Below are 20,601 nucleotides of genomic sequence, written 5' to 3'. Positions count from 1 at the left end.
TTTTGCAGATGGTTCGACACCATCTCATGAATTTGCTGATCATCTTCAACGAGCAGTATCAATTCGTTCATCGTCATCCTTCTCTCTGAGCAGTTCCATAATATGTTTACCGATAGTTTCTTCTCCTTCATTCCATATGGGGCTCCAGTGTTCCTTTTTTATTGCTTATTTAGGTTCGAGTTTCTGAAAAACAAAGAAAAAGCTGCCGTTGTTTCAGCAGCTTTCAAAAAGACTTCATCATCTTTACAACAAGGCTATGCGCCTCCGGAAGCTGCTGCAGCCTGGTCAGCCTTGACGCAGTCAATCGCTACGACAATGGCGATGACCACTTCCTCCATCTCATCATTCAAGATTTGGACTTTATAACTGTCTCCCCAGCTGAACCATTCTTTGTTCACCTGGCCGATCACTTCCCCGTTCTGCAGGATTTGAAAATCCATATCCCACCAGTTCCCACGAATTTCAATTCCAGTTCCATCAATCGTATAGCGGGCTTTGAGCAAGGAAAACTCTTTTTGGATCGTCAACCGCTCCTGTCCGTTTACTTCAACAAAGAATTTCGGCAGAAAACTGAATGTCTTTTTGGTGATGAGCGCAACTTCAGCTCTGGCCATATTCATAATAGAGAAGGTTTTAGGAATCTGCATAAAGCTGCCTTCCACATAATAGACATCCTGCTGTTGCTTATCCTTCACGGTAAATTTGCCGCTTAAACTGAATACCTTTTGTTTGATGTAGAGTTCATTCATCCTAATCGTCTCCTTTTTATCAGACTGAGGATCATATAAAGAAGTGTAGATAACAAACCTTTTCTGCTTCTATTTCGCGTTTTCTTTATTATGTAGGAAAGCCTTTGAAGAAGCACGTGATTTAGGAATGGGGCTGATATTGCCGGTGGCATCCCACATTATGAGTTAACCCATGAAGAGGGCAGGAAGCAGACAAAGAGGAGCCGATTTTCCGGCTCCTCTTTGCTTTTTCATCATGCGGTAATTTCTTAAATGTATTTATCTTTCAAAGAATCTCCGCCAATTCCACCGACCACCATCAAGAACAACGGCAGGAAGTTGGAAATAAACCGTGGTGCTCCTTCCGGTATGACAACGTTTGTCCCAAAGAAATAATTTGAAGCGAGCAGTATAATTTTTACTGCCAATAAAACTACCCCTACCATAAATACCGTATCAAAAAACGTTTTCCACTTCGGGTGAGCCAATTGTTTACTGTCTTGAATCACTTTATCCTTCAACTCCTTATCACTCCTTAATAATTCATCTATCGTGATATCGAACAGATCACTGAGGTCAATGATCACTTCGATAGTCGGATAGTTTTTCCCTGTCTCCCATTTCGAAACGGACTGTCGACTGACATGAATCTTTTCAGCAAGTTCTGCCTGGGACCACCCCTTTTTTTCTCTTTCACTTTTTAATCGTTCACTAAAAATCATGGCATTCATCGCCTTTCCTTATAATTTCAGTATTATGAAGAGACAGAGCAAAGTAAAGCGAGTTCTGGGCGCACTAAGGCGCAACCTCTACTTGCTACCTTGGTGAACGATGTATAGCGGAGTTTCAGCAACTCGCAGTTTCTCCCTTTCTTTTACTATACAACCCCAAAAAATAAAGGAAACCAGGTCTCCCCGATTTCCTTAGGTGTGCTATAAAGTATTCCGTTTCGTCATAGCTGAATTTACTATCTCTCGAAATTCCAACAATAAGGATTCTTGTCCAGATTACTCCTTTATTAAGCCGATCATCTATTTCATACCAGCTTATTTACCCGTTATACTAAAGGCAATTATCTCTGATAAAAAGGAGGGGCCAAAATGGAAATTGAAAATCTGATCGATGTGAAGACCCGGCAGGAACTGAGGGAATGGCTTGCAGAAAATTCAGCAACGGAGAAATTCTGCTGGGTGGTTGTCAGTGTGAAAGAACAGCCTGGAGTCGTTCAATACTTGGACGCAGTTGAAGAAGCCTTATGTTTTGGTTGGATCGACAGCACAAAAAAAAACTCTCCGAGACAGAGACAGCCCAACGTCTTTCGCCGCGGAAGAAAAACAGCAATTTTACCGAGTTGAATAAAGAGCGGATAAGAAGATTAGAAAAATTGGGGTTGATGACGGAAAGAGGACGGCGGGTTTTGCCTGATATGCGTCCGGAGTCCTTTGTCATCGATGAGGAGATTGAAGCACGTCTGAAAAAAGAGGAGCAAGTTTATCAAAACTTCCTGAACTTCCCTGAACCCTATAAAAGAATCCGAATCGATACCATCCAAAGTTATAAACATGACCCTGAACTTTTCAATAAAAGGTTGGACAAATTTATTGAACAAACAAAAGAAAACAAAATGTATGGCCAATGGCATGACCATGGGCGGCTGCTTGATTATTGAAAACCACCAAAAATCCAATGCAAATGGTCTGGTTAAGTACGAACTATAAAAGGCTTAAGCAAAAGCCTTTTATAGTTCGTCTTTTTGGTCACTCTCTTATTGTCTTCTTTTTATGGGTTAATTAAATTATTTTCTAGTATTTTACTAATTTCTATTCGAATTCTCATGTTCATCTCATCTTCCTCTCATATTTCACGGGTAGCTTAGAGAGTATCAATGTTTTAGGAGGAGTTTAGAGATGAAAATTGTAATCGTACCTTCTGGTTTTAAAGAATGCTTGGATGCAGAAGATGTTGCAGCAGCAATGGATCGGGGCGTCAGACGTTTTGATCCATCGATTAATACAGTTGTGATTCCAATGATTGACGGCGGTGAAGGATTTGTCAAAACCATTATCAATATAAAAGACGGGATTATCGTTAATAAAAAAGTGACCGGGCCTGTCGGAAAGAAAATTGATAGTTACTTCGGCTTTTACCAAGAGAACGGCAAACGAATAGCAGTTATTGAGATGGCAGCAGTGGCAGGGTTGAAACTTGTTCCCCATGACGAACGGAATCCTTTAAAAACGACAACTTATGGAGTAGGCGAATTAATTGTTGCTGCTCTCGATTTTGGTATAGACCATATTTTGATCGGCTGTGGAGATTCCGGCACTTCAGACGGCGGCGCTGGGATGGCTCAGGCATTAGGCGTCCAATTTTTTGATAAGAAACAACAACCGGTCCAGATCAAAGGAGGAGAAGATTTACTGGAAGTGGACTCTCTTCTTGCAGCAAATGTAGATAGCCGGTTGAAGAATATATCCATCGATGTCGCATGTAATTGGAAGAATATTTTATGCGGAAGAAAAGGTGTAGCGCGCGTTTTCGGACCACAAAAAGGAGCAACTCCCAAACAGGTGGATGTCTTATCCTCAGCATTGGAGCAATATGCGGGAGCTATACAGAACGAAACAGGATTAGATGTCCGTTCATTGCCAGGGAGCGGTGCTTCTGGAGGATTAGGGGCAGGACTTCTGGCATTTACCAATGCAATCCTGCATCCCCGCTTCGATATCATTATGGATTTTATCAATATAGAAAAAGAAATTTCAACAGCAGATATCGTATTTACAGCAGAAGGCAGCTTGGACTTCCAGACGCCGAACGGAAAAATTCCATCGGAAGTGGCGCGAATCGCCAAAACAAGCCATATTCCGGTAATTGCAATTACGGGAACCATCGGAGAAGGAGCAGAATTAAACTACCAGGCAGGGATAGATGCCTACAGCAGTATTATTCAAAAACCTGTTTCAATGGAATCGGCTATGATAAATGCACCGAAATGGATCGAGGAAAGCACTTACTCCGCATTGCGGAAAGTAGCCATCGGCTGGAGGATGACTGATCAGGGCATATTAAAGAAGGTGTCCCTCTAAAATGATGAAAGGATTCGAAAATCATCTTAAAAAAGAGCGGCTGTTAACTGTAAGAAATTCTTTATACTCGAAGCCGGCAGTTCTTGCTGGCCTCCACGTCTTCTTTTTCTTAGCTATATTGTCAATCGATACTCTGGACTATCCGCCAAAGGTTGCTTTATTCGCTTTCCTGTCAGCGATGACTCTGTGGGTTACTACGAAAATGCCAGCTGGATTTGTTGCCATTTCACTTATTGGATTCGTTATTATTATGAAGGCTGCCGAACCGGATTTGCTGTACACATCCCTTTCAGAACAAGTTATCTGGTTGATGATCGGCTCTTTCATTATCGGAAATGCCGTCAAAGAGTCTGGACTAGCAGAAAGGTTAGTAGTCATTATTTTGAGCAAATCAAAGAAAAAAGGAAATGTGCTGGCGGGAATAAATGCTGTTATAGTTGCGACTGTGTTTTTTATCCCCTCCACTTCCGGTCGGGCAGCATTAGCTATGCCGATCATCAATCAACTAAGCAAAAAATATACGGAAGAAGAACAACGTGTCTTGGTTCTGTTAGCGCCGCTGCTCATCTTAATGAGCACTTCCGCTACTTTTATCGGAGCCGGTTCACATTTAATTGGCATTGGGCTGCTTGAAAGTACAGCCCAGCAGTCCATTTCTTTTATCCAGTGGTTCATCTGGGGACTTCCTTTTGCCGTCGTGATGACGATTGTTTCCTTTTTCGTTGTGAAATGGACGCTTTGGCCAAAAAATGGAGGGGAACTGCTGGAAAACAGCCAAATTGCTGAACTTTCCGAAGTGAAAAAACGAATGAATCCAATAGAAAAAAAGACATTACTCGTGTTGGTTTCTTTGATTGCATTTTGGATGACAGAAAGCATTCATGGTTATGACATTGCTTTCGTGGCAATGGTCGGTGCAATTTTTGTCATGGCACCAACCTATGGCATTATTAGCTGGAAACAGGGAATGAAATCTGTTTCATGGAATTTGATTATTTTTGTGGCCGCAGCGGCAGCATTGGGAAAAGTGTTAGTGGATACAGGGGTGGTCAAATGGGTGGAAAAAGAAATGCTGTTCTTTCTCCAGCTATTTGCAGATGCTCCAGATTGGCAGATTGTGTTGGCCGTTCTGCTCGTATCCGTGACGAGTCATTTATATATTACCTCCCATACCACCCGTGCCATCGTCTTTATCCCAGGTTTCTTGCTGTTCAGTGAAGCGATCGGGGCAAATCCGTCTACCGTGGTGTTTTTAAGTTTAATCGGCATGAACTATTGCGTAACGTTCCCTGTCAGTTCAAAAGCATTGCTGCTCTTTTATGAGGATGAAGAAAACTCATACGATGCAAAAACTCTACTGAAAATCAGTTTGCTGTTAATGCCGATTTACATCGGCGTAATGATGCTGTTTTATTTTTCTTATTGGCAATGGACCGGGCTGCAATTGTAAAAGGAGACATCAAACAAACACTTCCGGAATCAGGTAAAATATTAACCGATTAACGACCTCCAATCCATATGGCAGAACTGCATCCTTAAGCTCACTCAACCATCCCAGCCGAAAATGATGATTTTTGCTAATGAAAACTCAAGAAAAAGTTAAGACTGTTGAAAAGAACCAACTTCTTTTCAACAGTCTTTTCAATTTTATCTCTTCATTTCTAGTTAATTAGAAATTATGTCATTTCTGAAGTTTTTCTCCGGCTTCCACTGAAAGCGTCTCTTCAACAAACTGAATGGCCTTGTCGACGACAAAATCCAGTTCATGGTCCATAGAGGCAATATGATACGAGTTTTGCAGTTCATATTTATAGGTGTTTTCTGATTGAACTTTAGTAAGAATATAGTCTGTGTTGCTCGGCGGGACAACATGATCTTCAAGCGATTGGAAACAAACGACCGGACAACGCACGTCCGAGAGTTTAGCATCAACCGCATTCATATAATGCAATAATTGGTGATACGCTTTCACTGGCGCCTGCTCATAAGTGATTTCCACTGCATCCTCTTTCTTGATGTCCGGCTGGCCTTCTGTAACATAAGTGGAAGATGGTTGAGTGCGGTATGTTTCAAACGCAGGGATATTGATCGCCGGATTGATCAGGACAATTCCTTCAATGTCGAAGTGGCGGCTGGCCAAATCCAAACTCAAGGTCCCGCCCATCGATTGCCCGATGACGATAACGCTGGAACATGTCTGTCGCAGTTCATTATAGGCCTCTTCTATCCGCGCGAACCAATCATCGCAGCCAAAATGCTCAAGGTCTTTGAAGTGCGTGCCATGGCCTGGAAGTCTAGGACAAGAAACTGTATAGCCACGTGCAGCTATGGCCTCGCCCAAATCCCTCACACTTTGCGGCGTGCCTAAAAAGCCGTGGCACAATAATATTCCCGTGCTAGTGCCTTTTAGAAAAAATGATTCAGCTTGTGGGATGACCGGATGTCGTTCAGCAGCCATTTGAATCCTCCTTTGCCTGTTCTAAAGCTATATTTTGTTGTTTGGTCTTACTAGTACTGAAAAAAGCTTATTCACATTAGACTACAGTTAAAACCTACTTGTCAACTAGGTTTTAAAACCAATTATTTTTAATTCTCTACATTCACTGAACAGATGACTCTTCATCCAAACGATTATTGCGTCCAGAAGCATTCAAAAAGAGTCTCTCCTTATCGATGAAGGAGAGACTCTTTTTCGATGGTGACCACTTGTTTTGTATCAGCCGCTTCCATGATGCCTAACATCACTTTCAGCGATTTGAGTGCATCTTCACCCGTAACAATCGGTTCCTGGTCGAGGCGGATGGCGTCGATAAAAGCATCGATGACGCCGCTGGGTGTCTGGTTATCGTTAGTTTGGATGGCTTCCAGCTCGTAATTTACTTTTTCACCGGATTGCATGATGATTTCAAGCTGGTACTGTTCGTTATGATAAATTTTCATGATGCCTTTCTCGCAGTAGACAACGGTGCTGTTGTCTTCTTCTCCATAATAGGTCCAGGAAAAGGCTGCGTTTCCGAGACGCCCTTTTCGGGTTGCCAGGCTGCATACCAGATTGTCGCATACTTCTATCGGCTCCTCGTTTTCATCCACTTTATGCAACGCTCCTTGAAATGCGCTCACTTGAACAATTTCATCATCGAGCAAATAATGCAGCAAGTCGATTTTGTGGATGCCAAGGTCTCCGCCTACGCCAAATCCGGACCGCTCCTTTTTGAAAAACCAGGTGGACTTGGTCTTATTGATGCCCCAGGCTTCCGGCCCTGCATGTCCGAATGCTGTACGGAACGTCAGCACCTTTCCAAGTTCCCCGCCGGCAAGGATTTCCCTCGCTTTCTGGTGGGCGCGTGTAAAGCGCTGGTTATGGTCAACCATCAGCTTTTTCCCGGATTTTTTTTGGGCCGCCAAAATTTCTTTCGCGTATTCCACCGTCAACGAAATCGGTTTTTCACACAGGACATGCTTGCCGCTCAGAAGCGCCCGTGTAGAAAATAGATGATGATGCTCATTTGAGGAACAATCGCTGATTGCCACGATGTCAGGATCAGCAAACAGCTCATCCACGCTCTTTACGAGCGTTCCCCCAAACAGTTCCACCATCGCTTCTGACCGGTCGAGGTTCCGGTCATAAAAAACGATTTCATCGACATAGGGATTTGCTGTATATTCCGGTGCATGGCGCATTTTCGTTATGGACCCGCATCCGATAATGCCTACCTTGATGCCCATCCCATCTCCTCCTATTCTCTTTTTTGAAATACCACTGCAATAATGATGATCAATCCTTTAACGAATCCCTGAAGGTGAGGAGAAACATTCATCAGATTCATCATGTTGTTCAAGATTCCCAATATCAAGATGCCAAAAATCGTTCCGATTATTTTTCCGCGTCCACCGGTCATGCGCGTGCCCCCGATGATAACGGCTGCAATGGCGTCAAGTTCGTATTGCGCACCTGAACTTGAGGAAGATATCGAATTCAGCCGTGACGTTTCAATGACAGCCGCAATTCCGACCAAGGTTCCAATCAGCGTATAGACCCCAATTTTAATGCGGTCTACTCGGATCGCCGACAGCATGGCCGCTTTTTCGTTTGATCCCAGGGCATAGACGTACCTGCCGAATCGGGTTTTGTGCATCAATACATAAATCAGCACAGCCATTACGAAGAAAATGATGACAGGAAAATCAAAAATCCAAAAATCACTGTTGGCGATAGCGGTAAATCCACTGACTTCACCCGACACACTGCCGCCTTCCGCGATATAAAGCGCGATGGAACGTGCCCCTGCCATCATTCCGAGCGTAGCGATAAATGAGGCGATTCTTCCTTTCGCGACCATCAGGCCATTCAGGAACCCGGCAAACGAACCGACCAAAAGCGCTGTCAAAACGCCGATCCAAATACTGCCGGAGGCATTCAATGCCAGCACTGACACCACACCGGCGAGCGCCAGAACGGAACCGACCGACAAATCGATGCCACCTGACAGCATGACGACGGTCATGCCAAGTGCGATAATCCCGATAATCGAAACTTGCATCAGGATATTAAGTTGATTGTTCATATCAAGAAATCGCGGGTTCATCGCAGAAGCGCCGATATAAATGATGACAAATGCGATAATGACGCTGTATTCCGACCAAAGCCAGGACATCCGGCTTTTCATGCTTGGAGATTCCCTGCTGTATTGTTTTGCGTCTATATTAGCCAATTTTCTCTCCCTCCCTTTTTGCTCCTGTGGCATAATGCATGATTTCCTCTTCGCTTGCCTCTTCGCCTGTGAAGCGCGCAGTGATTTCGCCGTGGTACATGACGTTGATGTCGTGGCAAATCCGCATCACTTCCGGGGCTTCGGATGACAGGATAATGATGGCTTTGCCAAACTCCGCAAGCATCAGAATCTGCTGGTAAATCTCCTGTTTGGCCCCCACATCGATTCCTTGTGTCGGGTTATCGAAAATCAGGATATCCGTCTCCGCTTCCAGCCATTTGGCGATGATGACTTTCTGCTGATTTCCGCCGCTTAACTTATCGATGGTGATTCGCGGATTGTGCACTTTGATATTCAAGGCTTCTTTGTAGGTCTGGAACTTCTGCTGTTCCTTTTTGCCCTGTATAAAACCCAACCGCTCAAAATTCCCCATCGATGACAAGCTCATATTATGGATGACGCTTAAATCTTTGATGATCGCATTTTCTTTCCGGTCTTTCGGCACATAGCCCATTCCCGCTTGCAGCGCTTTTCGGGGATGATTAATCTTCACGGGTTTGCCTTTCACTTTCACGATGCCTGAGTATTTCTTCCGGTAACCAAACAAACTTTCAAAAAGTTCCGTTCTGCCATCGCCCGCAAGACCCGTAAAGCCCACTATCTGTCCTTGGCGGACGGAGAAATTAATATCTTTAAATAAGCCGGCGCTCGTCAATCCTTCTACTTCCAGCGCCACTTCACCAAACTCATGCCCATGCACATACCGTTCCTGGGAAATGGATTTGCCCACCATCAGCTTGGTGATCACTTCCAGATTCTCATTTTCCATGACATCGGTCTTCACCAACTGGCCGTCCCGCAAAACCGTATAGCGATCACATACTTCCTGGATTTCCTTCAACTTATGGGAAATATAGATGATGGAAACGCCGGACTTTTTCAAGTTCTTCATGAGAACAAAAAGTCGGCTTACTTCGTGCTCTGCAAGCGACGTCGTCGGTTCATCCATGATGATCAATTGCGACTTGTGCAGCAGCGCTTTTGAAATCTCGATCAATTGCTTATAGGAAGTCGCAAGGTTGCGGACATACTCTTTCGGGTTGATGGTAACGCCAAGTTCCGCTAAAATTTCGCGGGTTTGGCGGCACATTTCTTCCACGTTCAAAAATCCGATTTTATTGCGAATTTCTGAACCTAGAAACATGTTTTCATAAACCCTCAAATCACCCACCATGTTCAGCTCCTGATGAATAAAGCTGATGCCCTGTGCCTGTGAAACATGCGGATCCGCCATTTTAACTTCCTCGCCATTGATGAAGATCTGTCCGTTGTCTGGTTGATGGACACCGCCTAAAATATTCATCAACGTCGATTTTCCCGCTCCGTTTTCACCAAGCAATGCATGAATTTCACCTTTTTCCACTTCCAGTGTTACTTTCTTCAAGACCGGTACGCCATTAAATGATTTTTCGATGGTGTTCATTGCCACAAAAGGATGTGAAGCCATGCCTTTACCCCCTTATAGGAAAACAGGAAATGCAATGGCTCCATTGCATTTCCCGGCAATTCGTCTAGAATTTCGATTCAGGATCGTAATACTCATCGACATTTTCTTTTGTTACCTGCGTTGCTTCTTTTACAACCATCGCTTCAGCCGGTTCTTCGCCTTTGGCAATGTCTCCCGCAATTTTCACTGCATCTTCCACCATAGTCGGCGAGTAAAGGAACGTAGCTTTCATAAGCCCATCGTTTTGGATATCTTCAAAAACGCCTTTTGCTCCGCCGGCACCTGTAACAAATTGGATATCCGTACGGCCGGCTTCTTTAATGGCCTGCAGTACGCCTAATGCCATCCCATCATCTTGCGTGAAGACGGCATCAATTTCAGGGTTTGCCTGCAAAATATTCTGCATGACTTCCAATGATTTTTCAGTCGAGAAGTCTCCGCTTTGTGATGCAATAATTTCCATTCCTGATTCACTCGCAACTGCTTCTTTAAACCCAGATCCCCGCTGTTCCGTCACAGAACTTGGAGGGCCAGTGATTTCAACGATTTTCCCTTCGCCATTCAATTGTTCAACGAAGTATTTTCCTGCATTGACACCAATTCCTTCATTGTCTCCTTTAACCACCACCGTTGCCGCATCATTTTCAAGTTCCCGGTCAACAATGACCAACGGGATGCCCGCATCTTTGATTTTTTGTCCGACCGGACTCAAAGCCGCGGATTCAATCGGCAGCATGACAATAACGTCTACTTCTTGTGCAATCAGATCATCCACATCGTTTGCCTGCGTATTTGGATCTTCCGCATTGGTCATGACATAATCAATGCCTTCACTTTCTTTTAACGCCTTCGCCTGCTTTTCAGCACTGTCAATTAAAGCGCCCATCCAGCCATGCGTTGCCGAAGGAAGAGAGATCCCAATCGTCAATTGCTCGTCGCCGCTTGCTTCTTCATCCGTAGAACCGGAGCCGCCGCTTTCTGAACTGCCGCATGCCGCCAAACCGAAAATTGTGATAAAAGACAATAAAATGATCCATAATTTCTTCACTTTATTCACCCCTTTATATTTTTGAAAACCCGTTTCTCAATGTGTGTGCTTACATATCAGCTAAGGCCAGCGCTCCATTATCAAGCTTTTTAATAACAGAGCGCTGGTCTCAGCCTCCTTATCCGGTTGTTGATTCCCTTATGACCAGTTCGTGGCCCAAAACGACGCTGTCCACTGTTTTCCCTTGTATCTTTTCAATCAGCATTCTTGCCGCTACCGTTCCCATCTTGTACATCGGTTGGGCAACCGTTGTCAGTGCCGGGTTCGTCATATTGGAAAAATCAATCTTATCAAAACCGACTACGGCCATATCCCCAGGAACATGGAGTCCTGCTGCATTAATCTCTTTTAATGCTCCGATTGCCAATAAATCCGATACCGCAAAAACAGCTGTCGGCCGGTCCTGCAACTGAAGAATTTTTTTCATCGTTTGTTGGCCTTGTTCGAAGCCCAATTCCTGTGTATAGAAGATATACTCTCCGTCCAACGGAATGCCACGTTCCTGAAGTGCCCGCTCGTATCCCATCCGCCGTTCGCGTGCATAGAGGAATTTCTCGTCGGAATTCATCAAGGCGATTTTTCTGTGTCCAATCTGGATCAGGTGCTTTACCGCATGGTAAGAAGCTTCTTCGCTGTCGATGGTGACATAAGGAATTCCGATGCCTCCCCCGTATTCGCTGCATTGGATAATGGCATAGTTTTCAGCCAGTTCTTTCAATGTCTCCACATTTACCGCCGGATCCATCGAAATGATGCCATCTGCCATCTTTTTCCGAACCAAATCAAAATAAATCTCTTCTTTTTCCGGCTTCGAATCCGTTTCGCACAGCAAAATGCTGTAATTTTGGCTGAGTGCCATATTTTCAATTCCTTTGATGACTTCAAAATAGAACGGATTGGAAATCGAGGGAATCAGAATCAACACAATGCGGCTTTCGGAATTCCGCAGGTTCCGGCCGAGCATGCTCGGTTCATAATTTAAGTATTGGATCGCCTCCTCTACCTTTAGTTTTGTTTTTGTGCTTACTTTGTCTTTACCGTTGAGCACCCGAGAGACTGTTGCAACTGAAACGCCTGCCTGCTTAGCCACTTGCTGGATGTTTGCCATATACGTTCCTTCTTTCTGACCCCACGCTCTTATTCCGAAATGTAATCGATTACATTTTTATCTTAATTTATTCAGAATTATCTGTCAATAAGTATTTTTTTACTTTGAAATAGATTGATTTAAGCGTATTAATTCTATATGTTAGTAATGTAACGGTTTACATGACAGTATATTCAGAAATATTAAGAGGAGGGATTCTATTGAAGTTAGGAGTCTTTACCGTATTATTTTCCGATAGAAACTTTGAAGATATGTTGGCTTACGTCTCTACAAAAGGCATCGAGGCAATTGAACTGGCTACTGGCGGCTTCCCGGGAGATGCCCATTGCAAATTGGACGAACTGCTTGAAGATGAAGCAAAACAGAAAGCTTTCAAGCAAAAGATTGAAGATGCCGGTCTGATGATCAGCGCGCTCAGTTGCCACAACAACCCGCTCCATCCGCAACAGCAAATTGCCGGTCCTGCAGACGAATTGCTCATCAAGACCTTGCAGCTGGCTTCGAAACTCGAAGTTCCAGTCGTCAACACGTTTTCCGGCTGTCCCGGCGACCACGAAAACGCACTTTATCCCAATTGGCCAGTTGCCGCCTGGCCAAACGATTTCCAGGAAATCCTGAAATGGCAATGGCAAGAAAAACTGATTCCTTATTGGAAAGAAAAAAACCAGCTCGCCGAATCACTCAATGTGAAAATCGGCCTTGAACTGCACGGCGGATTTTCCGTTCATACTCCGGCAACCATGCTGCGGCTGCGGGAAGCATGCGGTCCGGCTATCGGCGCCAACCTGGACCCGAGCCATATGTGGTGGCAAGGCATCGATCCGGTGGAAGCCATTAAAATTCTCGGACGCGAAAACGCCATCCATCATTTCCATGCCAAAGACACCGCCATCGACCAACAAAACACAAACCGAAACGGCCTGACGGACATGACCGACTATTCTCAGATGAAAGACCGCGCCTGGTATTTCCGTACCGTGGGATTCGGCCACGACCAAAAAACCTGGGCCGACATCATCAGTACTTTACGCCTTTACGGCTACGATTATGTCGTCAGCATCGAACACGAAGACGGGCTGATGTCGATCGATGAAGGATTTACGAAAGCTGTGGAAAATTTAAAACCTGTACTGGTGAAAGAGTCTGTTGGCGAGATGTGGTGGACATGAAGGCGGATCATTAGTTAACAAAAAAACCTCATTCAGCTCTCTGTGACAGGGCTGAATGAGGTTTATTGATTGTTTTCTTTAACTGGATGGACACAGATTTTCTCTCCTACTCCAGCTCTTCTTCCGCAAGCAGCTTGAATCCTTCGATCATCGTGTCTTCTTCCACTTCAATCAGGATACAGCGTTTGCCGTTGTAATTGACTTCTTTGACGTATCGTAAGTCTTGAGGGCTGATTGCGATATTCGCGACTTTTGTGTTGATTTTGATGGACTTGGACGCATAACTTGGAACGATATGGCTTGCTTTCATTTCGTAGGTTTTGTCTTGAACCACTTGCTGAAAAGCCCGTTCCACTTTTTCGGGACTGACTTCTTTGACGCCGCTCGCTTTCAGTACACGTGTAATTTCTGTTGTATCCAGAACCGGCGCGCTTTCTTCATCATCTTCACTTTCTTCTGCTACGACGAGCATCTGATTGATTTCATCGTAAACACCGGCAAGTGTTCTTGAATTCACTTCTTCTCCAATGACAGCTTTCACAATTTCTTCAAAGACCGCTTTCTCTTCCTCAGCTGTAACAATTTCGTCGCCATTCAAGACGTTCTCGATAAACTGGAAATCCGGTTTATTCGCTTTGCCTGCTGCGTACAAGATGTGATGGATATCAGCGGCATTGTCCGTGAAGCTTGGGAACAGGAATCCGCCGATCGGCGAGCTCAGCTTGATGACCGGATCGACCAGTACATTCGCTTTATACTCTTTCTCGACAAAATCAAAGACCAATGAGCTTTTCGGCAGTTCCGTCTGGTTCATGCTGCAAAGGATAAACGATGTCGTATACACCTCGTCCCGCATATCGATTTCCGTCTCATCGGGCTGGCGTCTTGTCGTCTTATGATAATTCCCGCGGATGAACGTGACCACCATGTCTTTTTCGTATGGCCGTTCTTCCACCATCTTCAAGGCGATGCGCTGCATATTCGCTTTCCATTCAGCAACCTCACTTGCCTCCAGCCCTTCATACAAAAGCTTTTGCGTATGATCCGCTTGCCCTTCTTCCTGAGGCTGGAATTTCACTTCAAACATCTTCGCATCCAGTTTGCCGCCCAAGACTTTTTTAAAGTTCTCAAGGAACAATTCCTGCTGATCGCGGTCCAACATGGCAAAAGAACGGCTTTCCTCGTGGAAGATTTCCGTGCTTTCCTGCTGGATGTAGATATTATAAATTTCCGCGATCTTCAGTAGATCGGTATCCAGTTTAAATCGCTTGCGAATATCTGCTATATCTTTTTTATTCATTTTCAAGTCCAACTCCCTGGCTAATAAAATCCGTGTGATGCATAAAAAGACATCCAAGGTTTTTGTGCAGCTTTTACCACCTCTTCATTATAACAATATTTAAGATGAAGAAAGGATGACAGTCAATTCAGGTTTGACTGTCATCCTGCAATAAGCGAAACAAACTATTTCTCCATACTCGAATGCAAATTTAAAAAATAGAATCAATAGTATTCTGAAATATATATATTTTCTAAATTCACCAGATTTTAAAGTTGAATTTGGTTTTCTGGAAGTGTTGGATTTTTACTTTAAGTTCCTTTTTTACCGTATTTAAAGGAAAAACTCAAAATAAAGGGTTACCTTTGACAAAGAATTTATTTCATATACCATTAATAGCAGGATTAGAATAATTATAGTTAAATAATCATATTAATCGAGTAAATAACTTCGGTTTGTATTTTCTATGAAGTCATTAACTATGATCATTCTAAAGATAATACTTAGGAGGAATTTTATATGTCTTTGATCGGAAAAGAAATCCAACCATTTGCCACTTCAGCTTACAATGCCGGAAGCGGAGAATTTATCGACATTACTGAAGAAAACATGAAAGGGAAATGGAGTGTGGTTTGCTTCTACCCAGCAGACTTTACTTTCGTTTGCCCTACGGAACTTGAGGATCTTCAAAAACAATACGCTACGCTAAAAAGTTTAGGTGTTGAAGTATATTCAGTTTCAACGGATACTCACTTCACCCATAAAGCATGGCATGATCATTCAGATGCGATCAGCACAATCGAATACATCATGATTGGTGACCCTTCTCAACGAATTTCCCGCAGCTTTGATGTACTGGACGAAGAAGCAGGTCTGGCACAACGCGGTACATTCATCCTTGATCCTGAAGGCGTTGTACAAGCAGCAGAAATCAATGCGGACGGCATTGGCCGTGATGCAAGCACGCTTGTCGGCAAAATCAAAGCCGCACAATATGTACGCAACAACCCAGGAGAAGTTTGTCCTGCAAAATGGGAAGAAGGCAGCGCAACACTTAAGCCAAGCCTTGATCTTGTAGGTAAAATTTAAGGAGTTCTGATAATGATACTAGATGCAGAAATAAAAGCTCAATTAGAACAATATCTTCAATTATTGGAAGGCGATGTGCTGTTGAAAGCCAGCGCAGGCTCTGACAACGTCTCCCGTGATATGTTGGCTTTGGTGGATGAATTGTCTTCGATGTCTGCCAAGATTAAAGTCGAACACACGCAGTTGGAAAGAACACCGAGTTTTAGCGTAAACCGTATCGGAGAAGAAACCGGCATCACGTTTGCGGGCATTCCCCTTGGCCATGAATTTACTTCATTGGTCCTTGCTTTATTGCAAGTAAGCGGCCGTGCGCCAAAAGTCGATCAGAAACTGATTGACCAAATCAAAAAAATTGAAGGCACTTACCATTTCGACTCCTACATCAGTTTAAGTTGCCAGAACTGTCCTGAAGTTGTCCAGAGCTTGAACTTAATGAGTGTGCTTAACCCCAACATCTCACATACGATGATTGACGGAGGCGCATTCAAAGAAGAAGTTGAGAGCAAAGACATCATGGCAGTCCCAACTGTCTTCTTAAATGGAGAATCGTTCTCCAGCGGGCGGATGTCATTGGAAGAGTTGCTAGCTAAATTAGGCAGTGCCCCGGACGCGTCCGAATTTGCGGATAAAGAGCCTTATGAAGTTCTTGTTGTCGGCGGCGGACCAGCGGGTGCAAGTGCAGCCATCTATGCTGCACGCAAAGGCATTCGTACGGGCATTGTTGCCGAACGTTTTGGCGGACAAGTGCTGGATACACTCAGCATCGAAAACTTCATTAGCGTCAAGCATACTGAAGGGCCGAAGTTTGCCGCGAGCCTTGAAGAGCACGTGAAGGAGTACAACATTGATGTGATGAACCTGCAGCGTGCCAAGCGTTTGGAAAAGAAAGAGTTCATCGAAATTGAACTTGAAAACGGTGCTGTGCTAAAAGGCAAAACCGTCATTCTTTCAACAGGTGCACGTTGGCGCAACGTCGGGGTGCCCGGCGAAGCTGAATTCAAGAACAAAGGGGTCGCTTACTGCCCACATTGTGATGGTCCATTGTTCGCAGGCAAAGACGTAGCCGTAATTGGCGGCGGCAACTCCGGCGTCGAAGCAGCGATCGACCTTGCGGGCATTGTAAACCATGTAACTGTTCTTGAATACAATGCAGAGCTGAAAGCAGATTCAGTCCTTCAGGACCGCCTGCGCAGCCTGCCGAATGCGACAGTCATCACGCATGCACGAACTCAGGAAATCACTGGGACCGATAAAGTGAACGGCATTTCTTATATAGACCTTCAAACAGGGGCTGAAAAGCACTTTGAATTGTCGGGCGTATTTGTCCAAATCGGTCTGGTTCCAAATACAGACTGGTTAGGCGACGTAGTGGAACGCACGAAGTACGGTGAGATCATCATCGACCAACGTGGGGCTACGAACGTACCGGGTGTGTTTGCGGCGGGAGACTGCACAAACATTCCATACAAACAAATCATCATTTCAATGGGATCGGGTGCGACAGCATCGTTGAGTGCTTTCGACCACCTCATCAGAAGTGAAGTACCCGTTTTAGTATAAGAAAAGCTCAAAAAAAACAGGACTGTGGAAGAGATTCAATCTCTTGCCACAGTCCTGTTTTTTTATCGGTATGTGCTTATTTTCCAATGTAGGCTTACTGTTTCGCTCTATGCAGCCGGCGGTGGAGCTCGTGCATGTGCTCCGCCAGTTCAGGAACAGGCCCGTCTACCACTGTGTCTTTGATTACTTCTTGAATGGACAGATTCCGCACACGCGACGGAGCAGCGCCCAGTTCGCTTAACCACCCCGCCAATTGCTCGGAAGAACTCGCATAAACGATTCTGCCCAAACCCGTCCAGCCATGAGCCGCTGCACACATCGGACAATGTTCCCCTGACGTATAGACCGTCGCTTCGCTTCTTTCTTCCGGTGCCATATGATTAGCTGCCCAGCGCGCAATCGCAAACTCGGGATGTTGTGTATGATCGCCGCCAGCTACGTGGTTATGGTCTTCGAATAGCACCTCTCCAGCAGCCGAAACAAGGACAGAACCAAACGGCTCATCGCCCTTTTCTAATGCGGTTTCCGCCAATTCCACACATCGGCGCAAATGTTTTAAATCGGTTTCGCTGATCATTTCCGACTCCTCCTCCGTATGCTTTCCATTCCAGCTATCCTTCAGGACTTGCTGAACGTCTTGGCCCGCTTGAGTTGTTCTACGATTTAATTGGCAATTCCGATCGATGCATTTTCATATTTATTGTCCTTTAATGCTTTTAAGATGAAGTGGGCAACGTCTGCCCGTGAGATGGACTTTGATTTTTCAGGTACACCCTCTGCCGCTTCTCTGTAGTTTCCCGAAAACGGTCCATTGGTTAACCCCATCGGCCGGACAATTGTATAGGTTAGTCCATGTGCTTTAATAGAATCAGTTGCAGCCCGGTGATCTGTCAGCGCATTCTTGAGCATGCCCATCATCAATTTCCCGCTTATGCCCGGCAATTCATTATAAATCCCTGCAGAGGCCGTATAAACAATCCGTTTCACGCCATGCTCCTGCATGCCTGTTACGATATTTTTCACCATCTCTTGGAGTTCTGTTGATTTTTTCATGCCCTGGCTCGAACCTAAGCATGATACGACCGCATCATGGCCGGCAATTGCTGCGGAAACTTCCGTTTGGTTGAAGGCATCGCCTTTAACCACGGTTAACTGATCGTGTGCAACTTCCAGCTTTGCCGGTGTCCGAACAAATGCTGTAACCTCAAAGCCATTTTCCACGGCCTGCTTCACGACTTCTTTTCCTACACCGCCAGTAGCACCGAAAACAAGTATTTTCATAACAGTTCACCTTTCTTTCTCAATCATTAGTTAGTATGGTTGTTTCTTCTCCACCTAAAAGTATAGCAATAAATTTCATTTGCTTACGATATATGCTCCGGCGCTGAGAAATCCCTAAAGATATGGAGCAAAACAGCGAAGATGCCTTAGGAAAAACGAAAAAGGATTCCCCACGAAGGAATCCTCACACATTTTTCGCAACAGGAAAGTGTTTGATATTTTTTTTGCCCCATTCGTCCATCATTAAAACGATTGGAATGAGGCTTTCTCCCAAAGCCGTTAACGAATATTCTACTTTCGACGGAACCTCAGCAAAGACTTTCCGATGGACAATCCCATCTTCCTCTAATTCTCTAATTTGAGTAGTCAGTACCTTGTGTGAAATTTTGGGAAGCAATCGTGTAATTTCACTAAAGCGCAACACACCCTCTGTTCCCAAATAGTAAATAATGATGATTTTCCATTTACCGCTGATAATCGATAAGGTCAGTTCTTTTTCGCAATTAAATTCACCGCTCTCAATTTCCCTTTTTATTTCTGACCGCAAATCTTCCATCAGACTGCCCCTTTCTTCCATTTCTTCCTGAAAGTATCCTTTAGGTAACCTTCTCACAAAAAAGTGCGTTCTTCCATTAAAAAGAATTATAATTTAGAATAAATCGAAGATAGAGAATATTTAATATTAATTCTTAAAGTTTTCCCCTTCTATGATGCTGCCCCGGTGTAAAGAGTGAATCTCTATATGTAAAAAATTAGATAGGAGATGACAGAAATGGCAGGAAACAGAGCGGTTGTATACAGAGGTGCTGGAACTGTAGCGGTTGAAGATATTAGCTACCCTGAATTAATCATCAGAGACGGTCCCGGGGTAAATCCGTTGAATGTAGGGCGCAAATGCGAACATGGAGTGGTAGTAAAAGTTGTGACTACGAATATTTGCGGTAGTGACCAACACATGGTGCGTGGCCGGACGACCGCTCCTGAAGGGCTTGTCCTTGGCCATGAAATTACAGGTGAAGTCATTGAAGTCGGCCGTGATGTTGAATTCATTAAAAAAGGCGACCTGGTATCTGTCCCGTTTAATATCGCTTGTGGCCGCTGCCGCAGCTGTAAAGAGCAAGACACACATATTTGCGAGAACGTAAACCCGGATCGTCCTGGGTCTGCTTATGGTTATGTCGACATGGGTGGATGGGTCGGCGGCCAATCGGAATACGTCATGGTCCCTTATGCAGATTTCCAGTTGCTGAAATTTCCGGATAAAGATCAAGCCATGGAAAAAATCCTTGATTTAACGATGCTCTCCGATATCTTCCCGACAGGCTATCACGGCGCTGTGAGTGCAGGTGTAAAACCAGGATCTACGGTTTATGTCGCCGGGGCTGGCCCTGTCGGTTTAGCTGCTGCCCATTCAGCCCAACTGCTGGGTGCCTCTGTCGTTATCGTAGGTGATTTAAACAAGGAGCGCCTTGCACAGGCCCATAGTTTCGGCTGTGAGACTGTAAATCTTCGGGAACATTCAGATCTCGGCGAACAAATCGCTCAAATCCTGGGTGTCCCAGAGGTTGATTGCGCCATTGACTGTGTTGGTTTTGAAGCTAGTGGACATGGAGAAGGTGCCGGTGAAGCTCCAGCCATCGTATTAAATTCCATTATGGAAGTTACTCGCGCAGGCGGACGTCTTGGGATACCGGGGCTCTATGTAACCGGCGATCCAGGCGCGGTCGATGAAGATGCAAAAATCGGAACACTGAAGGTACGCTTAGGGCTTGGTTGGGCAAAAGCACATACTTTTGTAACAGGCCAAACTCCGGTCATGAGGTATCATCGTGACTTGATGATGTCGATTTTAAGCGGAAAAGCACAAATTGCCAAAGCGGTAAACGCAACGATCATTACATTAGATCAATCACCAGAGGCATATGCTGAATTTGACCAAGGAGCTTCCAAGAAGTTTGTCATTGATCCCCATGGACATTTCAATAAGTAAATTGCTTTCCTATCTGCTTATGGAAAAACAAGGAGGTTAAT

The 20,601-nt window shown here is 44.6% G+C and carries 18 protein-coding genes and 1 pseudogene; 7 read left to right on the top strand and 12 right to left on the bottom strand.

The genetic code is table 11. The features are described from left to right. Positions 1-254 precede the first annotated feature (254 nt). Positions 255-749, bottom strand: coding sequence for an LURP-one-related/scramblase family protein (locus QMA01_RS07780; protein WP_191714573.1), 495 nt, complete (start codon positions 747-749; stop codon positions 255-257). A gap of 248 nt (positions 750-997) precedes the next feature. Continuing rightward, entirely contained in the window at positions 998-1,450 is a 453-nt protein-coding gene (locus QMA01_RS07775) for a helix-turn-helix domain-containing protein (RefSeq protein ID WP_290214980.1), read from the bottom strand. A gap of 378 nt (positions 1,451-1,828) precedes the next feature. Here QMA01_RS07775 and QMA01_RS07770 point away from each other — a divergent pair. The 3 genes and pseudogenes from QMA01_RS07770 (at position 1,829) to QMA01_RS07760 (ending at position 5,267) form a co-directional block, all read left to right on the top strand. Then, positions 1,829-2,397: pseudogene (locus QMA01_RS07770) on the top strand (YdeI/OmpD-associated family protein). A gap of 238 nt (positions 2,398-2,635) precedes the next feature. Then, a complete protein-coding gene (locus tag QMA01_RS07765) occupies positions 2,636-3,817 on the top strand; it encodes a glycerate kinase family protein (RefSeq protein ID WP_191714571.1) in 1,182 nt (393 codons plus the stop codon). 1 nt (position 3,818) lies between these two features. Next, positions 3,819-5,267 carry an SLC13 family permease gene (locus QMA01_RS07760; protein ID WP_290214677.1) on the top strand — a complete coding sequence of 483 codons (1,449 nt, stop codon included), beginning with the start codon at positions 3,819-3,821 and terminating at the stop codon, positions 5,265-5,267. A gap of 231 nt (positions 5,268-5,498) precedes the next feature. On the opposite strand, the gene QMA01_RS07755 is transcribed toward QMA01_RS07760, so the two are convergent. From QMA01_RS07755 to QMA01_RS07730, 6 genes are all read right to left on the bottom strand, one after another. Further along, positions 5,499-6,275 carry an alpha/beta hydrolase gene (locus QMA01_RS07755; protein ID WP_191714570.1) on the bottom strand — a complete coding sequence of 259 codons (777 nt, stop codon included), beginning with the start codon at positions 6,273-6,275 and terminating at the stop codon, positions 5,499-5,501. Positions 6,276-6,484: 209 nt separating this feature from the next. After that, positions 6,485-7,543: a Gfo/Idh/MocA family protein gene (locus QMA01_RS07750; protein WP_191714569.1), complete on the bottom strand. Its 1,059-nt coding sequence runs from the start codon at positions 7,541-7,543 to the stop codon at positions 6,485-6,487. A gap of 11 nt (positions 7,544-7,554) precedes the next feature. Then, positions 7,555-8,529 carry an ABC transporter permease gene (locus QMA01_RS07745; RefSeq protein WP_225218411.1) on the bottom strand — a complete coding sequence of 325 codons (975 nt, stop codon included), beginning with the start codon at positions 8,527-8,529 and terminating at the stop codon, positions 7,555-7,557. Continuing rightward, positions 8,522-10,036, bottom strand: coding sequence for a sugar ABC transporter ATP-binding protein (locus QMA01_RS07740; protein ID WP_191714568.1), 1,515 nt, complete (start codon positions 10,034-10,036; stop codon positions 8,522-8,524). The genes QMA01_RS07745 and QMA01_RS07740 overlap by 8 nt, the downstream gene beginning before the upstream one ends. Positions 10,037-10,100: 64 nt before the next feature. Next, positions 10,101-11,084 carry a substrate-binding domain-containing protein gene (locus QMA01_RS07735; RefSeq protein WP_191714567.1) on the bottom strand — a complete coding sequence of 328 codons (984 nt, stop codon included), beginning with the start codon at positions 11,082-11,084 and terminating at the stop codon, positions 10,101-10,103. Positions 11,085-11,202: 118 nt separating this feature from the next. Then, positions 11,203-12,192 carry a LacI family DNA-binding transcriptional regulator gene (locus tag QMA01_RS07730; RefSeq protein ID WP_290214676.1) on the bottom strand — a complete coding sequence of 330 codons (990 nt, stop codon included), beginning with the start codon at positions 12,190-12,192 and terminating at the stop codon, positions 11,203-11,205. A 200-nt stretch (positions 12,193-12,392) separates the two neighbouring features. Between QMA01_RS07730 and QMA01_RS07725 the strand changes: the two genes are divergently transcribed. Continuing rightward, the gene (locus QMA01_RS07725) at positions 12,393-13,361 is read left to right on the top strand and encodes a sugar phosphate isomerase/epimerase family protein (RefSeq protein ID WP_290214675.1); all 969 of its coding nucleotides are present in this window, start codon (positions 12,393-12,395) and stop codon (positions 13,359-13,361) included. Between the two features lie 106 nt (positions 13,362-13,467). Here QMA01_RS07725 and QMA01_RS07720 read toward each other — a convergent pair whose 3' ends face one another. Beyond that, positions 13,468-14,661, bottom strand: coding sequence for a DUF4317 domain-containing protein (locus tag QMA01_RS07720; RefSeq protein ID WP_191714564.1), 1,194 nt, complete (start codon positions 14,659-14,661; stop codon positions 13,468-13,470). A 498-nt stretch (positions 14,662-15,159) separates the two neighbouring features. Between QMA01_RS07720 and ahpC the strand changes: the two genes are divergently transcribed. Both ahpC and ahpF read left to right on the top strand, forming a co-directional pair. Further along, entirely contained in the window at positions 15,160-15,729 is a 570-nt protein-coding gene (gene ahpC, locus QMA01_RS07715; RefSeq protein ID WP_191714563.1) for an alkyl hydroperoxide reductase subunit C, read from the top strand. A 12-nt stretch (positions 15,730-15,741) separates the two neighbouring features. Then, complete coding sequence (gene ahpF, locus QMA01_RS07710) at positions 15,742-17,289, top strand: alkyl hydroperoxide reductase subunit F (protein ID WP_290214674.1); 1,548 nt, start codon at positions 15,742-15,744, stop codon at positions 17,287-17,289. 94 nt (positions 17,290-17,383) lie between these two features. Here the strand turns inward: ahpF and QMA01_RS07705 are convergent, their stop codons facing one another. The 3 genes from QMA01_RS07705 to QMA01_RS07695 all read right to left on the bottom strand — a co-directional run bounded on the left by QMA01_RS07705 (position 17,384) and on the right by QMA01_RS07695 (position 19,126). Continuing rightward, positions 17,384-17,866: a nucleoside deaminase gene (locus QMA01_RS07705; RefSeq protein ID WP_290183572.1), complete on the bottom strand. Its 483-nt coding sequence runs from the start codon at positions 17,864-17,866 to the stop codon at positions 17,384-17,386. A gap of 86 nt (positions 17,867-17,952) precedes the next feature. Beyond that, entirely contained in the window at positions 17,953-18,570 is a 618-nt protein-coding gene (locus QMA01_RS07700; RefSeq protein WP_203340374.1) for an NAD(P)-dependent oxidoreductase, read from the bottom strand. Between the two features lie 184 nt (positions 18,571-18,754). After that, entirely contained in the window at positions 18,755-19,126 is a 372-nt protein-coding gene (locus QMA01_RS07695) for a winged helix-turn-helix transcriptional regulator (RefSeq protein ID WP_191714559.1), read from the bottom strand. Between the two features lie 216 nt (positions 19,127-19,342). Between QMA01_RS07695 and fdhA the strand changes: the two genes are divergently transcribed. Further along, on the top strand, positions 19,343-20,560 hold the full coding sequence (fdhA, locus tag QMA01_RS07690; RefSeq protein WP_191714558.1) for a formaldehyde dehydrogenase, glutathione-independent: 1,218 nt from the start codon (positions 19,343-19,345) through the stop codon (positions 20,558-20,560). Positions 20,561-20,601 lie beyond the last annotated feature (41 nt).

Origin of the sequence: Planococcus notacanthi, assembly GCF_030407825.1 — a bacterium.
Lineage (GTDB): Bacteria > Bacillota > Bacilli > Bacillales_A > Planococcaceae > Planococcus > Planococcus notacanthi.
The sequence above is the reverse complement of the archived record's forward strand: the minus strand, read 5'-3'. Positions and strand labels throughout refer to the sequence as shown.